The organism is Deltaproteobacteria bacterium HGW-Deltaproteobacteria-6 (assembly GCA_002840435.1).
GTDB lineage: Bacteria > Desulfobacterota > Syntrophia > Syntrophales > Smithellaceae > UBA8904.
Genome location: PHAT01000004.1, coordinates 396,696 through 411,411 on the forward strand (window position 1 = coordinate 396,696; position 14,716 = coordinate 411,411).

Here is a 14,716-nt window from a genome sequence, read left to right on the forward strand (position 1 = left end):
TTTATTCACCATCTGGACGTTTCATTTCTTCGTCCCGTAACGGGGAAGTCTTGCGCGGAGTGATCGCCGCGTTTTCATCGGGCGGGGAAGATGCTTCCCGCTGCCCTGGCATCTGCATGCGGCCGGCGGGGTTCTTCGTTCTCATGTTGGCGGGATAACGTTTTTTCTGATCTCCTGCGCCCCCCGCCGCTTCCGGCGCGACATTCGCCCCCGGGGCTCCCGGCGGCAAAGCATTCTGGACAGCGCCGGGCGCCGGGAAGACGGGAGAAGAATTCATCGCCGGCAAAAAACTTTTATCTGTTTTGATAGCAGCGGGCAGCTGGCCCGGCAGTCGCGGTTGCATCGGGTTGCCTTCGGGAGGAGGGGCGGCGCCCGGCGCTCCGGGCATCGTTCCCCTGCCTTGTCCACCGGATGTCACCGGCATGGGGCTTGCGGCCTTCGGAGAAAGAGGAGGCTTTCCTTCCGGCGATTCGGTCATCACCGGCAGGGAACGATCAGAGAAAGGCGCAGGGTTTGTTTTTGCGCCGGGCATGGCCGCCGCATCCATCGGCATATTTGCTTTACCGTTTGCGGCAGGCTTCATCATCTTGACGTTGCTCCGCATCGGCGTCGGCGACGAATGCTCAGAGCCCTGCATCGCGCCATGATCGTGATCCTGATGATTGATCGCAGCACCGGGTTTTGGTTTCTTTTCTTTCGCGGCGCCGGCCGGCGCTGGCGGCATGCTTCCCTGATGCATTGCGGTTCCGGTATAACGCTTAGGCGACTTGATAAATTCATCGCGGCACTCTGTTGAGCAGAAATAGTATTTGCCGCCCTGATATTCATGAAAATGACCGGCAGCCCGGGCGCGGTCTTCATCCGTATTCATGCCGCAAACCGGGTCACGAAAGGTTTTCACGACGGTTCCCGAAGCAGCCTGCTGCATCCGAGACTCGGAATCGAGGAGGAAATTTCCGGACACCACAATTTTCTCGCCCGGCATCAGCCCCTGTACAATTTCCACCCGCTCCCCGAGAGAACGCCCTGTTTCCACCTGCCTGGGCTCGAAAATTCCGTTGCCCCGATCGATAAAGACCGTTTTTTTCAATCCTGAATCCAGAACAGCGTCCACCGGTACAATGATTGCCTGCGGACCGTTCATGACGAGCTCTACGTTCACAAACATATCGGGTCGCAGAGCATAGCCCGGGTTATTCACCTCCAGGCGCATCTTGAGGGTCCGTGTGGCGGGGTCGAACTGGGGTAAAACATTGCTCATCGTGGCATACATGGTTTTTTTCTGATAGGGCAACTCCAGCTTAACGCGCTGCCCCGGTTGAAAAAACGACGCCTCATTTTCAAAAACATCAGCCAGCACCCAGACCCTGGAAATGTCGGCAATTCTGTATAATTCGGCTCCTTTATCAAAACGCAGATCGGCCGTTACATTCCGGAGGACCACAAAACCACTGGCGGGTGAGCGGATTTCAATTTCCTCGGGTATCGTTCCGGTGCGTTCCATTTCCGCCAGCTGATAAGCGCTTATTCCCGAGTTTAAAATATTTCGGCGATAATAATCAATTTGTGATGTTTCTCCCGTCTGCCCCTGATCACGGGCGGTTTTCTTCATCTGGGCAAGCTGCGCCTTGCTGAATTGGGGATGCGAGCGTTCCGCGTCCGCGCCCCAGGATCCGGTTTTGACTAATTTCATGGAGTTAAAATAACTCTGGACCAGCGCCCGGTACTCCAGGGACGAATAAAACGTAGCCAGCAGTTCATTTTCCCGCACCTGACTGCCCGTGGTTACGGGACGAACATTTTTGATCAGGCCGGCAACGGCGGCGTTGATCCGATAAACGCGCGTCTCGTCCGGTGTCACCCTTCCCAGCACGCGCTGCGTATGGCTCCACGGTGATTTCTCCACGATTGCCGTCTTGACGCCGATTAATTGCTGTTTTTCCGGCGGTATTCTGATCGCTCCCGGCGGCAGCGATTTCTGGAGGGCTGCTTCACCGGAATCAGCATAAACCGGCTCAAGAGCCATGCCGCAGGGGGCAAGGCCAGGTTTTTCCGATCGGAATCCCGGATTCATCGGATCCACATAGTATAATATTTTACGGATAGAGGCTTCATCGGACCTGTTCGTTCTGCTGACCCAATATCCGGCGAAAAAAGAAGCGGTAATAATGATCAGCAGGATCAGCGCTCTGGTCTTATTTTTCATGATTAATAACCTGTCATTTTGTTATTTCCCAATCAGAGAAAATTGCCATCCCCGGAAACATCACATCCGATTATGGTGTTTTCACTGATAAGGCATCTTCCTGTTGCATAAAATGTTATGCTATTAGGTAATATTTTCCATCGGGATAAAACTGCATCCCACAGGCCTGATACCTTAAATACGGCTCAGGGAATGGATGAACACGAAAAAAACGGGTGATGGGCTATATCCGCAAAGGGCTATTAATAGTAGTATTTAGCTACTGTACCTCTGTCAATTAATTACTATTGTTATTTACCGGATTGAACCCTATTAATACCCCTAAAGAAATTGAACAGCGGCTGATCATGAAGGCAGCTTAAAATACACTAAGGAATAGAGATTGAATGATAAAATCAAGACTCCACATATTGATCCTGGATGATGTTCAAGCAGATGCGGAATTAGTGGCTTTCGAGCTTAGCGAGGCCGGGACGGACTTTGAGCCCACGTTCGTTTCCGATAAAGCATCTTTCCTCGCCGCGCTCGAAGAAAGATTGCCGGACATCATCCTTTCCGACTATTCCCTTCCCCAGTTTAACGGTTATGAGGCAATGAAAATTGCCAGAAGCAAATATCCCGATATTCCGTTTATCTTTGTTTCCGGAGCATTAGGCGAAGAATTGGCTATTGATCTTCTGAAAAAAGGAGCAACGGATTATGTTCTGAAGGACAGAATGTCCCGTCTGGCGCCCGCTGTGAACAGGGCCATGCAGGAAGCGGCAGAGCGGATTGAACGAAAGCGCGCCGAAGACGCCCTCAAGGAATCGGAAAACCGTTACCGGTCCATTTTTGAAAATACCGGCACAGCAACCATTATTATCGGGGAGAACAAAAAGATTGTTCTCGCCAATAAACAATTTGAACAACTCGCCGGTATGGCCAGACAGGAAATTGAAGGAAAAAAATACTGGAATGAGTTTGTCCATCCCGATGATCTCGGCAAAACGGTCGATCTCGATCAAAAGTGCGGACTCACCGCCACAGAGGCAAGCAGTGACTGTGAATTCAGAATCATTCATCAAACGGGCGATGTTCATTATGTTCTGGCCAGTATTGCCTGGATACCACCGACCAGGAGGCAGGTCTTATCGCTGCTGGACATTACCAAACTGAAAGAAGCCGAAAAAGAAAAACGCGAGGCCTCCCTTTATGCCCGAAGCCTGATCGAGGCCAGCCTTGATCCCCTGGTGACCATCAACGCCGACGGCATGATCACGGATGTCAACAAGGCCACTGCATCCGTCACGGGTCTCAGCCCGGAAAAATTGATCGGCAGCGACTTTTCCGGTTATTTCACTGAACCGGACAAAGCTCATGACGGGTATCTCGAAGTTTTTGCCAAGGGGTTTATACGGGATTATCCTCTGGCCATCCGCCATACCTCCGGCAGGGAAACCAATGTTCTTTACAACGCATCGTTATTCCGAAATGAAGCGGGAGAGATTCAAGGCATCCTGGCCAATGCCCGCGATATCACGGAACACCTGGAAGCGGAGCAGGAAATTCTCAGGACCAATGAAATGCTCAGATCCATCACATCGGAACTGGTCATGACCGAGGAACGTGAAAGACGCCGGATTGCCGTCGACCTCCACGACCATATCGCTCAAACACTGGCTATCACCAAATTGAAGCTCGATCTGCTTCTGGACTCGTCGCACGGAGACGAGTCGGAAAAGCCTCTGAAAGACATCATCAAGTTGATCAATCAGGCCATCACGCAAACCAGATCTTTGATGACCGACCTGAGCCCGTCCGTCCTTTACGAATTGGGACTGACGGAAGCATTGGAGTGGCTGGGCGAGCAGATTCAAGACCAGCACGGGCTGAAGGTCATTGTGAAAAATGATCCGAAAATCCGGAATATTGATAAGGATCTTCAGGTGTTCTTATTCCGATCCACCAGAGAGCTGCTTTTGAATGCGGTAAAGCACGCCCGCGCCAAAGAAGCTTATATCATTTTACAAATGCTGCCGGGAAAGATCAGTGTTACCGTGAAGGACAATGGCGTCAGCTTCGATATGGAGGACATTGAGCGTCCTTCTTCGCGAACGGGCGGTTTCGGCCTGCTCAGCATCAGGGAACGGCTGAATCATATCGGGGGCATTTTCGAGATTGAAGCCAAAAAGGGACAGGGAACATCCGTCCGGCTCATTGTGCCGGAACAGAAACACCGGAAAACAAATACGGCAAAAAAGGCTGCAAAAAAAACAACCGCCTCGCAGCAGGCAGTCGAGGTATGAAACGAACGCTTTTATATCGCAGCAAGCGGAGGCGAATGAACGCTCGTCTTGCGGAAGCGGGGAGATCCGCTTTTTACCCTTGTTCCGGGATAATAATGAAAACTCCTGCAGACGGCCCGGAATAACCTGGACCGGATTAGATAATTTTAAGTTATCGCCGCGTGATCAATCAGGGCGAGCCTGATTGACTGTGAAACAGAAAATAAACATATTGACTCCATGCGGAACCGGTCTGTCCGGCGACCGAACTGTTATGTGTCCGTTCAAGAGACAACCGTCTGGAAAAATGCAACACCTGTGTTTTAACCGAAAAACCTGATGAACCGGAAAGGCGTCCCGATGGCTTGCACACTCCCGGTTCGCTGCCGGCCGGCGTCTTCCCTCCTTTCGCCGGCCGGCATCTTTTTTTCACCAATATTCAAGAAGGCTAGCCGGCCGCGTCAGGTCGGACTGCCACAGCACTTCAGGATTTCATCATCCTTTTCCTGATATGGAAATAGGAAATTCTGAATGCCTGATCAAGTTTCTCCCCGATAGTAAAACAGTCTGGTAAATGTCAAATTTCTCTTAAATATCCTAGGTCATTAACTGATGGTCGAGGGATGGAGAATTTTGATGATGATTAAATATTTTCGCAGGACGCCCGGCTCAAAAGGGTTTACCCTCATTGAAATGCTGGTGGTCATGGTCATTCTGGCTCTGATTGCCGCTCTGGTGGGTCCCCGTCTTTTTCCCAAGCTGGGCAAGGGCAAGGTCTCCGCGGCCAAGGCGCAAATAGAGCTACTCGGACAGGCGCTGGATCACTATCGTCTCGATACCGGGCAATATCCGACCACGCAGGAAGGATTGAACGCACTCATCGTCAACCCCAACATCGAAAAATGGGACGGCCCCTACCTCAAGAAAGATATGCCCAATGATCCATGGAACAAGCCATACATCTATCAGTCTCCCGGAACACACGGCGAATATGATTTATTTTCCTACGGCAGAGACGGCTCTCCCGGCGGCGAGGGTGAAGACCAGGATATTGTAAGCTGGAAATAACTGTATTCGGAAGGTGAACATTGCAAAACAGAAAACACGTCATTTATTCATACATCGGGTTAATCGCTTTCAGCTGGATGTTCCATTCCTTTCCGGGCGTGCCTGGAACACAGACAGTGTGCTTCGCACAGGAACCGGCAACCCCGCCTATCATCAAACCAGTGCCGGTGAATCCTCAAATTCCCCTGCTGCCCGGCCAGAAGAGCCCTGAAATTCAGCCGGGGGAGCAGCCGGTTATGCCTGCCGCAAAGAGCGAAAACCTGCCGCAGCAAAGTCAGACACCTGCATTGGCCCGTCCGGACCAGGCAAAACCGCCGCAGTCCACCATGCCGGGAGGCGCTGCTCCATTGCCCGGTGGGCAATTGCCGAACATGCAACCGGCGCCTTTCATCCCCGGGCCGTCGATCCCGGCTATGGCATCGCAGCAGGGGATGGTTACTCTGAATTTCGATGATGCGGATGTGTTTGCGATCATTCAAACTATTTTCGGTAATGTACTTAAAGTTAACTATGTGGTTGACCCCCGGATCAAAGGCAGGGTAACTTTCCGTGCCGTTGCTCCCGTTCCCTTTGACAAGGTGCTCCCCCTGATGGAAGTCATCCTGAGACTGAACGGCATCGGGGTTGTGGAGGAAAACAGTCTCTACCGTCTCGTCCCCATTGGTGACATTTCGAGAGAACCGTCACCCGTCAACTTCGGACGCGACCCCCGAAAGATTGTCGTGAAAGGGAAAGCTCTGCTCCAGGTGGCGCCCATTCTCTATATGTCGTCAGCCGAAGCCATTAAATTGCTTTCGCCTTTTTCATCCAGTAATGCCATCCTGATCGACGTTCCCAAAAGCAATCAAATCATCATCGTCGACACCGATACCAATGTGAAACGTCTGCTCCAGTTGATTGAAGTCTTTGATAATGAAAAAATGAAAATCACCGGGCCGCAGGTTTTTGTCTACTCCGTTCATAACGGAAAGGCCAAGGACATAGCCAGCATCCTGCAGCAAACCTTTCAGGGGGCACGATCACCTGCGACCCCGGGTGCCGGTGCTGCGGCCGGACAGGCGTCACCACCCGCGGTAAGCGGGATGGGCGGGCATGCATCTTCCAGCCCCCCAACTTCATCCGGAGGACAGATGCTTGTCGCTGAATTCACCAAATTCATCCCGGATGAAGTCACCAACTCCATTATTATTTTATCGACGCCCGAAGAATTTCTCATGATTAAGGCAGCCATTGATAAAATCGATATTATTCCGAGGCAGGTTATTATTGAAGGTTTGATCGCCCAGGTGACTCTGACCGACAATCTCAGTCTGGGACTGGCGCCCTGGATACGGGGAACCATAGGAAAATACAGTGTGGGCGGCGGTGTCGGCGGCGCGGCGCTCTCCGGGGTGGATGTCACCCAGCCTGCGGGAACCGGTCTTAACCTTTACGGAATCGATGATGTAGGCAACCTGAAAATACTGATCACCTCTCTGGCGACGGACTCGAGGGCCAAACTCCTCGCAACGCCCCATATCCTTGTTTCGGACAACCGGGAGGCGAAAATCCAGGTCGGGCAGCAGGTCCCGCTCGTCACGTCGGAAACCTACGCTTCAACAACGGTGGCTCCGCAACGGACGATTCAGTACCGTGATATCGGTATCATTTTGAAGGTCAAACCCCGGGTGAATGAAGGAGGTCTTGTCGCCCTGGAATTGTATCAGGAAGTTTCCACCTATGAAACGGTTAAACTTTTTTCCAATGAATCGCAGATTATCCTGAATAAAAACGATGCAACAACCAGCGTCGTGGTTCAGGACGGGCAGACCATTGTGATCGGCGGGCTCATCAGGGAAGATACAACCAAGTCCAGTTCGGGCATTCCGTTTCTGACGAAGATCCCGTTCATCGGTTGGATTTTCGGCAACTGGACAGACAACAAACAAAGGACGGAAATTATCATTCTGCTGACCCCCCGGGTGGTTAAGGATCAGACACAGGCAAACACCGTAACGAATGAATATATTGACAACATGGCGGATGAAAGCAAAGGGCGCATTAACAAAAAAGAACTCCTGAAAGAGAAAAAGAATCCTCAAAGCAAAGAGCCGTAATCTTATACCAGGTTGCTATCAAACATTAAAAGGTTAATTTACCGAGCATAATACCAAGTAAGCTTTCAAAAATTCATCGTTTATTTTTTGAAAGCAACCTGGTATTACAGGACAAACTACTGATGGTCCCGCACGGGAAAAGCACGAGCAGACTGTGCGGCATTACCCTAAGGTGTCTGTGACTGCCGCATTTGCAGGGCAGCCTCTCTTCTCTTCTGTACCTGGATCTGAGCGGCATTGCGCCGTCCGGTAACACCAAAAGGTGTTTGACCGGCGTTGGATTGCCCGCTTGTCGCCGCTGTCGCCGGCGTCTGCGGCGGCTGGGCGGTCGGATGGGCGGCAGGATGGGCAGCAGCCGGTGCGGCTTGCTGCAAACCCGCCGGTGCAGCTGATGCGGCATGCTGCGGACCAGCCTGTCCGGCGGCGCCTGCAGCAGTCATGGACGTTTTAGCCATTTCCGTATCCCGTCTTTTTTCACCATCTTCCAGCCTGACCATCATCCGGTCGTCTCCTTTTACAAAGACAATGCTGTCCGGATTGATCTGCTGGAGAATGTAGCCGTTCATATTATAGCCTTTTTCCGCCGCAATCTGCCGCTTACCCCTTCCCGGCGTCGTTTTGGGCGCCTTTTTGTCTTCAATATAAGCGACGCTCACGTCGTTGAAAATCAATGTCCCGTAAAGAACAACTTCGGGGCGCGGAACGGCTTTCTCCGCCGTTTTTTCAGGAGGAATTTTCCGCTCGGGATGGAAAAGATTCTGTTCGGCAATCAGGGCATAGTCAGCAGGCGATGGATTGATCCATTCCGTCTTTTGCGTATTATTCGAAAGGATCGCCTGGTTCAGACGGAGAGCAGGCACCCGGATATCCATATTCATAAACGGCAAGACGATCAGATAGGCCGAGGAGACCGCTGCGGCAAACAGGAAGCCGTTTCCAACCGTTAAATTTCTTAAAACAGATTTCATTGTCAGCATCTCATCCTCCTGTTAACCCGGATACTTTCAATTTGACCGTCAGATCCCTGGGTTCCTTGAAATTCCTGATCCGGATATCCAGTTCGCGCACGACCAGATAAGGGGATTGCGTCTCAATCGCATACAGCGTATCGGCAAGCGCCCTTGTATCCGGCATAACGGCATCAAAAGTCACCGAGATAATTCTGAACTTTCCCGCACCCTCCAGTTTTTCCACGCGATCGCTGGCTATCGTTCCTCCTCTCGCGGTGATCATGCCCTTAATGACATTCTGGAGGCTGGCAGCCGCGACGGAAGGCGTCTGTCCTTCAATCAGGCGCGTGTTTTCCATTTTCCTGTTTTCCTTTGCCGCCGCCAGCGCCTCCTCCAACTGAGGCCTCTCGGCTAAGAGACTCTTGTATTTCGACAGAATCTTCGTTTTCTCGGACACATCGCTTTTCAGGTCTTTCAGTTCCGACTGGACCCGGCGATAGCCATACTCATAAAAGACCGCGCCCGCGAGGATGATGATGAGCGGAATCGCCATCATCAGTATTCTACTTCTTTTTCTCATACTTCACCTTCTCCCCGGGTAATCCTTCAATTTCCATTTTAATGGTAAAACGGTCGGCATTCAATCGGGTATCTCTGGCTGTGGAAGATGCAAATTCAACTTTCTTGAAATAGTCCGACGATTCCAGCTTCGGAACAATTTCCGTCGCCGAAGCGGCATATCCTTCAATCTCGACGATGGAATCCGTAATCCTTACCCGGGTAAGCCAGGTATTTTTCGGTAGAATCTTAGTGATCTCTTTCAGCAGATTCAACACCAGCGGCCTTGCGGTTTTAAATTCCCTGATGTCCGTCAGTTCTTTTTCCACCCTTTCCAGATCTTTTTTAACTATTTCCACTTTTCGGACATTTTCCCTGCGGGCTGCAATTTCACGGTCAAGAGCCTGCGTTTTCCACTCTTCAACCTGGATGGGGGACAGCACCCAAAACAAGCCCAGGACCGCGAGGATAACGAGCAGAATAATGGTCAGAAACATGGCGGGTTTGTCCTTGCGGTGTCTGCCGCAATCGAGAAGATTGATCCCGGCTCCCCCCGGCCGCAAATGTTCCAGGACGCCGCCCACAGCCGGGTAAGGCACTTCGGGTAAATCGCCTTTGTTCAGGAAAGGAAGATTCAGATCCATTTTACCAATGAAATTTACTTTCGCGTGAATACTGTCCCGAAGCAGAAGAACACTTTTTTCAGACAGGCGCCAATCGATGATAACGTCTATTTTCCCTTTATCCAGATCGATTCCGTCCAGCAGGGCATTGATTTCTTCGGCTGCGAAGCGGATCTGCGCCTGCTCGTCTCCGGCCGGTAGTTTGCCGGTGAAGGACGCACGCCATCGATGATCTCTGATGAGCCCGCCTTCGTATTCGCCATGGTCCACGGAAGCGAAAACGATGTCGCCGCTTCTCTGAACGTAATCAGCAAGTGCGCCGAATGCCGACGTGCTGAGCGTCATCCTGCTTAAGCTGATTTTCTTTTCCTTCAGGGCGGCAATGTATGGCTCGAGAATATCCCTGTTCACCGCCGCGATCATCAGCTGAAGATGATGATCGTTTTGGCTGATCATTTGAAAATCATAGAAGGCCCGGGCTGCGGCAAACGGGGTCAAGCGGTCCAGTTCATAGGATACGACATCAGAGAGATTATCCATAACCGACAGGGGGAAGTCGGCTGTCTTCACGATGGTCCAGGACTTGGGGATGACCAGGATAATCTGCGCATGCATAGCCCGGAACTCATTGACAGCCAGCGTAACAGCTGACGCGACATTTTCCGGCGTCGGATAATTTCCCTTCTCGAAGTAATAGCGCTGCATCCCTCTGATTTTGATACGGGAAAAAAATCTGGAAGCATGAACTATGCACACGCCTCCGTTTTCTAAAACAACCGACAGCGCCTGCAGGGGCGCTATACGATCATCAGCAAGGCCGAGCGACAAAATACGCCGCAGGAATCGTCCCAGACGGACCGCCAGGGACGCCATTTTGAAAAAATACAATTTAATATGGCTGTAATACTTTTCTAACTTCATTGATTTAAGTCCACCGGGCTTTTATAGTAAACATAACGATACTGATAAGGGCCGTCAAAGGCCACTGTTGCCGTAATCGGATAACCTGTCTTCCCGTTCTTCATGTAACCCGTGGCCTCTACCGTATAAGCCGTCGTCTGGCCCGGCGGGGCAAAAACCACGTGGGGTGACATGAGCGGATAGCTGTCGCCGATGATATCCCGAATGACTTCCACATCGCGAATCTCCGATACCGCTCTTATTTCCATGATACGTTTAACCATATCCGCGTTCATCCCCGGAAGGGCGGCTAATACCTCCTGCGGGGCCACATTGACATTAATCTGCTGCGCAGTATTCATCAGCGACAGGAAGCTGATGATCCCCTTTATTTTACCCCGGCCGTAAAGAATTTGCGGTGTCATCCCCCGAACCAGAATCAATTCGTCCAGGGTTTCAAAGACCGTGTTTCTGGCCTTGTAAGGATCAGGCAACGACATATAATATTCATCCTCGGCGCCGCTGAGACGATGCAGATCATCCCCGTCCTTCCAGTCCAGGATGGAATCGACGATGATGTCGGCTTTTTCCGCCGCAACTCCCTGGTTCACCAGAAGGTTCTTCAAAACAATGCCGGAGACGTCGGTCATGCCATTCAGTGATATTTTCCCCGTTTCATCGATGATTCGGACACGGTAGCCGCCGTCGTCCATATCCGAATTATAGGTTGTGCCGTCCGTCTTCCAGATCTCTCTGCCCACAAGCGTTATGGCCTGGTTTTGATTAACCATGCGGTAGATAATTTCCATCGTACCGCGACTGATGCCCGCTTCCGCCAGGTATTTTTTCTCCATCCCGTCTCTAAAACTCATCAGGTCATAGGTATAGAGGCGCGTCATGACCGAAAATGAAATCACCATGACCATCAACACCGCCAGCACCCACAGGACGATCAGGAGCGCGATGCCTTTTTGATTTTTTTTCATCGGATGCTTCATCTCATTTGGCCTTGACCGGCGCCCTTGGGAATATTGGACAATGGTGATGCCCCTCCCTGTGCGCCGAGCATTTCCCCGCCGACCCTCACCGGAAAGAGCAGCGAAAGTTTTTTTGTTCCCTCCGTCAGGTGTATCCGTATTTTTTCCGGTATCAGATTTGCGTCGGTCAAAGATTCCACCCATCTTCCCTGTTCTTCGGCGGACTCCTTCCGGAAATATTCAAAAGAAATCGAAGAGGCTTCGATCAGGCGGACATCCCGGTGCCCTCCCACACCGGGGACACTCTCCCGGGCGGTCATGATTTCTTTACCGGAAGGCCCGGAGGCAACCCTGTAATCGACAATCACATACCCCCTCCGGCCGTCCCAGACGGAATAATTGGTTGTCAGGCGCATGGCTTTCGACTCTCCGTGGAAATAGTATTTTTTGTTACCCTCCTCCTGATAAGTTAAAGGAACGTGCGATTGAATCTGGGCATCAATAATCGACAGGACCGATCTGAATCTTTCCTGTTCTTCCATTTTTTTTTCGCCGGCCGCCACGGATCGGGACCCGATTCTCACGGCTCCCATCATCAGGACGATAATAATCACCAGGAGCGTCATCGAAACCAGCAACTCCAGCAGTGTAAAACCGCCATCCTTCATGCCACGACCGGGCTGGCTGATACTTTTCCCCCCGGGTTTATTTATGTTATATCGGTCTTCCATGTTTTGGCCCCCGTCCATCAGCAGCCTGCGGCGCTATAACGCCGGTTTGTTCTCCGTCTCCGATATTTTTTCGACCATTTTCACTGATTTCAAGCTGAACTTTTTTTCTTTCATTCCGGAAACCCAGCGGGTCGTCAGCATGACTTCCATCAGCTTGACCGGCAAGTTGTCCGTTCTGTCTTTCAATATTTCCGATATGGAAACATCGAAGCGATAACCATCTTCCGTGTTTTCCGTCCACGTGCGCTCCGTCAAAGCGCCATTGGACAGGATGTTCTTGATCCGGGTATCCGCCCTGGCCACAGCCTGGGTCATATCCCGGGAAACGGCTGCCGTTTTCAAATTTGCTGAAAACAGCTGGATGACCATCGTCACGGCTATCGCCAGAACGGCCAGCGCCACTAATATTTCCAGCAGGGTAAACCCTTTTGCTCCCATCCGTTTCATCATGGAAACCTCATGTTATCTTAGAAGATCCTGCCCTGAGGGCAAGATGAGAATCACCCAGCCTGTGCAGGCGGGACTCAGGCAACAGGACTCCTATCCATAATACTCTGGATAAAAGATGGCACCTTTCGGGCTTTTGTCCTATCGGGGGAATACGTGTTTCGATTGGTGCAATATATTATTTGCGGATCGGGAAATGGATGAGGTTTCAACGATTCCGCCGGTGATCCCTGGAACCAAGGCAACGGATGGACGCTCTGCTTCAGGGCCTGCCTGCTGTTTTTCGCCTGTATCGTTCATAGTTGGCGAGGACCAGGCGCACATAGGATTTTGTTTCGGCATACGGCGGAATTCCGCCGTATTTGGCGACGGCTCCTTCACCTGCGTTGTAGGCGGCCAGAGCAAGCGACAAGTCTCCGGCATAAAGGTTAATCAGATAAGAAAGATAGCGAATGCCACCGTCAATATTATCACCGGGATGGAAGCAATCCATCACGCCAAGACTGGCGGCCGTTCCGGGCATCAGCTGCATCAGTCCTTTCGCGCCTTTTCTGGATACCGCTTTAGCGTTAAAATTGGATTCTGTCTTAATGACCGCATAAACGAGATCACTGTCGATACCATACTTACCGGCGGTCCGGTTGACTAATTCCTGGAGTGGACCGGAGTCCGGCAGGAGGCTGGAACGGAGCGACCGTTCCCTGATCAGAACCCTGTAATTCGACCCCGACGGCACATTGGTCAAATGAATGACTCTCTGGTCGTCGACATACTGGTAAACATCGGCCCCGGCATAAGACGGACAGAGAAACAGCACACAAAACAGGCCAAGGAAAAAGGCGGGGATTTGCACAAAACTTTTTTTCATCATTCGTGAATTCCCTCCTTCCCCTTTCGCCCGTATTGCATCCGGCTTACTTAATCGCGACCAGTTCTATTTCGAAAATCAATGTTTCCTTCGGTCCGATCCTGTTTCCCGCGCCGCGCTCACCGTAGGCGAGCTGGTAGGGAATGAAAAGCTGCCATTTGGAGCCGACGCTCATGAGTTTCAGGGCTTCGGTCCATCCCGGAATGACGCCGGTCACTTTGAAGCTCGCGGGCTTTCCGGTACGATAGGAGCTGTCAAACTCCGTTCCGTTGATCAGAGTTCCCCGGTACTGGCATTCAACCGTATCGCTGCTGGTGGGCTTCCGGCCTTCGCCCGCTTTAATGATTTTATACTGTAAACCGCTGGGCAGAGTCACGACACCTTCCTTCTTTTTATTTGCCGCCAGAAATTCCTCACCGGCTTTTTGATTCTTCTGGGCCGCGGCATCCCAGACTTTCGCCTGCTTTTGCTTCAACTCTTCCTGATAGGTATTCAATGTTGTCCGCAGATCATTCTCATTCAGAAGAAGCTTTCCGCCGGCCATAACATCCTTCACGCCCTGATTCATGACATCCGGATCGACCTCAACCCCCTGCTGCTGGAAATTTCTTGCGACAGAGACCCCGACGCTGTAGCTGATCTTATCTTTTTGCGTTTTCAGAAGTGATTCGTCCGCGGCGAAAGCCTGTGTACTCAGCAATAACACACCCAAAATCATCAGCACTGTGGCACTTTTCATTTTCCTGGTCATCATGGCTCCTTTTGTAAAATATTTATTCATCCGGTTATAAAATCCGGTATAACGATCCGGAGAGGGATTTCTCCTGCCCCGGTTGCCTTTACCGGATCACAAAGAATACGGTTTTGCCGTAATATAACAAAGGAACAGGCACGCTCCTATAGGGTTTTGGCTGATTTTCTGCGTCTCCATTTCCTTATTTTTGTATTTGCAGGTGGATTAAAGCTGATCGGAATATGGAGAGAGATTGCCTTGCTGACTTGTCTGCTCGAATAAGTGATTATTTTCC

Annotated in this window: 11 protein-coding genes; 3 read left to right on the forward strand and 8 right to left on the reverse strand. The window is 51.3% G+C overall.

The genetic code is table 11. From position 1 onward, the window contains the following. Position 1: 1 nt before the first annotated feature. The gene (locus CVU71_10200) at positions 2-2,206 is read right to left on the reverse strand and encodes a hypothetical protein (GenBank protein ID PKN19137.1); all 2,205 of its coding nucleotides are present in this window, start codon (positions 2,204-2,206) and stop codon (positions 2-4) included. A 386-nt stretch (positions 2,207-2,592) separates the two neighbouring features. On the opposite strand from CVU71_10200, the gene CVU71_10205 reads away from it, so the two are divergent. The 3 genes from CVU71_10205 (at position 2,593) to CVU71_10215 (ending at position 7,634) form a co-directional block, all read left to right on the forward strand. After that, complete coding sequence (locus tag CVU71_10205; protein ID PKN19138.1) at positions 2,593-4,491, forward strand: hypothetical protein; 1,899 nt, start codon at positions 2,593-2,595, stop codon at positions 4,489-4,491. Between the two features lie 615 nt (positions 4,492-5,106). After that, positions 5,107-5,538 (forward strand): type II secretion system protein GspG, encoded by a 432-nt coding sequence (gspG, locus tag CVU71_10210; GenBank protein ID PKN19139.1) that lies wholly within the window; start codon positions 5,107-5,109, stop codon positions 5,536-5,538. A 20-nt stretch (positions 5,539-5,558) separates the two neighbouring features. Further along, entirely contained in the window at positions 5,559-7,634 is a 2,076-nt protein-coding gene (locus CVU71_10215) for a hypothetical protein (GenBank protein PKN19140.1), read from the forward strand. A 167-nt stretch (positions 7,635-7,801) separates the two neighbouring features. Here CVU71_10215 and CVU71_10220 read toward each other — a convergent pair whose 3' ends face one another. The 7 genes from CVU71_10220 to CVU71_10250 form a co-directional block, all read right to left on the reverse strand. Continuing rightward, complete coding sequence (locus CVU71_10220) at positions 7,802-8,611, reverse strand: hypothetical protein (protein ID PKN19141.1); 810 nt, start codon at positions 8,609-8,611, stop codon at positions 7,802-7,804. Position 8,612: 1 nt separating this feature from the next. Beyond that, on the reverse strand, positions 8,613-9,164 hold the full coding sequence (locus CVU71_10225; protein PKN19142.1) for a hypothetical protein: 552 nt from the start codon (positions 9,162-9,164) through the stop codon (positions 8,613-8,615). Then, positions 9,148-10,686, reverse strand: a complete 1,539-nt coding sequence (locus CVU71_10230) for a hypothetical protein (protein PKN19143.1) — start codon at positions 10,684-10,686, stop codon at positions 9,148-9,150. The genes CVU71_10225 and CVU71_10230 overlap by 17 nt, the downstream gene beginning before the upstream one ends. Beyond that, positions 10,683-11,846 (reverse strand): hypothetical protein, encoded by a 1,164-nt coding sequence (locus CVU71_10235; protein ID PKN19144.1) that lies wholly within the window; start codon positions 11,844-11,846, stop codon positions 10,683-10,685. Before CVU71_10235 ends, CVU71_10230 begins: the two co-directional genes overlap by 4 nt. Before the next feature lie 560 nt (positions 11,847-12,406). Beyond that, complete coding sequence (locus tag CVU71_10240) at positions 12,407-12,823, reverse strand: hypothetical protein (protein PKN19145.1); 417 nt, start codon at positions 12,821-12,823, stop codon at positions 12,407-12,409. Positions 12,824-13,082: 259 nt separating this feature from the next. Next, on the reverse strand, positions 13,083-13,691 hold the full coding sequence (locus CVU71_10245; GenBank protein ID PKN19146.1) for a lytic transglycosylase: 609 nt from the start codon (positions 13,689-13,691) through the stop codon (positions 13,083-13,085). Between the two features lie 43 nt (positions 13,692-13,734). After that, positions 13,735-14,427 (reverse strand): hypothetical protein, encoded by a 693-nt coding sequence (locus CVU71_10250; protein PKN19173.1) that lies wholly within the window; start codon positions 14,425-14,427, stop codon positions 13,735-13,737. Positions 14,428-14,716: the final 289 nt, after the last annotated feature.

Coding starts and splice junctions, on each gene's coding strand:
- CVU71_10200 (PKN19137.1), bottom strand. CDS start 2,206: ATGAAAAATAAGACCAGAGCGCTGATCCTGCTGATCATTATTACCGCT.
- CVU71_10205 (PKN19138.1), top strand. CDS start 2,593: ATGATAAAATCAAGACTCCACATATTGATCCTGGATGATGTTCAAGCA.
- gspG (PKN19139.1), top strand. CDS start 5,107: ATGATGATTAAATATTTTCGCAGGACGCCCGGCTCAAAAGGGTTTACC.
- CVU71_10220 (PKN19141.1), bottom strand. CDS start 8,611: ATGCTGACAATGAAATCTGTTTTAAGAAATTTAACGGTTGGAAACGGC.
- CVU71_10225 (PKN19142.1), bottom strand. CDS start 9,164: ATGAGAAAAAGAAGTAGAATACTGATGATGGCGATTCCGCTCATCATC.
- CVU71_10230 (PKN19143.1), bottom strand. CDS start 10,686: ATGAAGTTAGAAAAGTATTACAGCCATATTAAATTGTATTTTTTCAAA.
- CVU71_10235 (PKN19144.1), bottom strand. CDS start 11,846: ATGGGTGGAATCTTTGACCGACGCAAATCTGATACCGGAAAAAATACG.
- CVU71_10240 (PKN19145.1), bottom strand. CDS start 12,823: ATGATGAAACGGATGGGAGCAAAAGGGTTTACCCTGCTGGAAATATTA.
- CVU71_10245 (PKN19146.1), bottom strand. CDS start 13,691: ATGATGAAAAAAAGTTTTGTGCAAATCCCCGCCTTTTTCCTTGGCCTG.
- CVU71_10250 (PKN19173.1), bottom strand. CDS start 14,427: ATGAAAAGTGCCACAGTGCTGATGATTTTGGGTGTGTTATTGCTGAGT.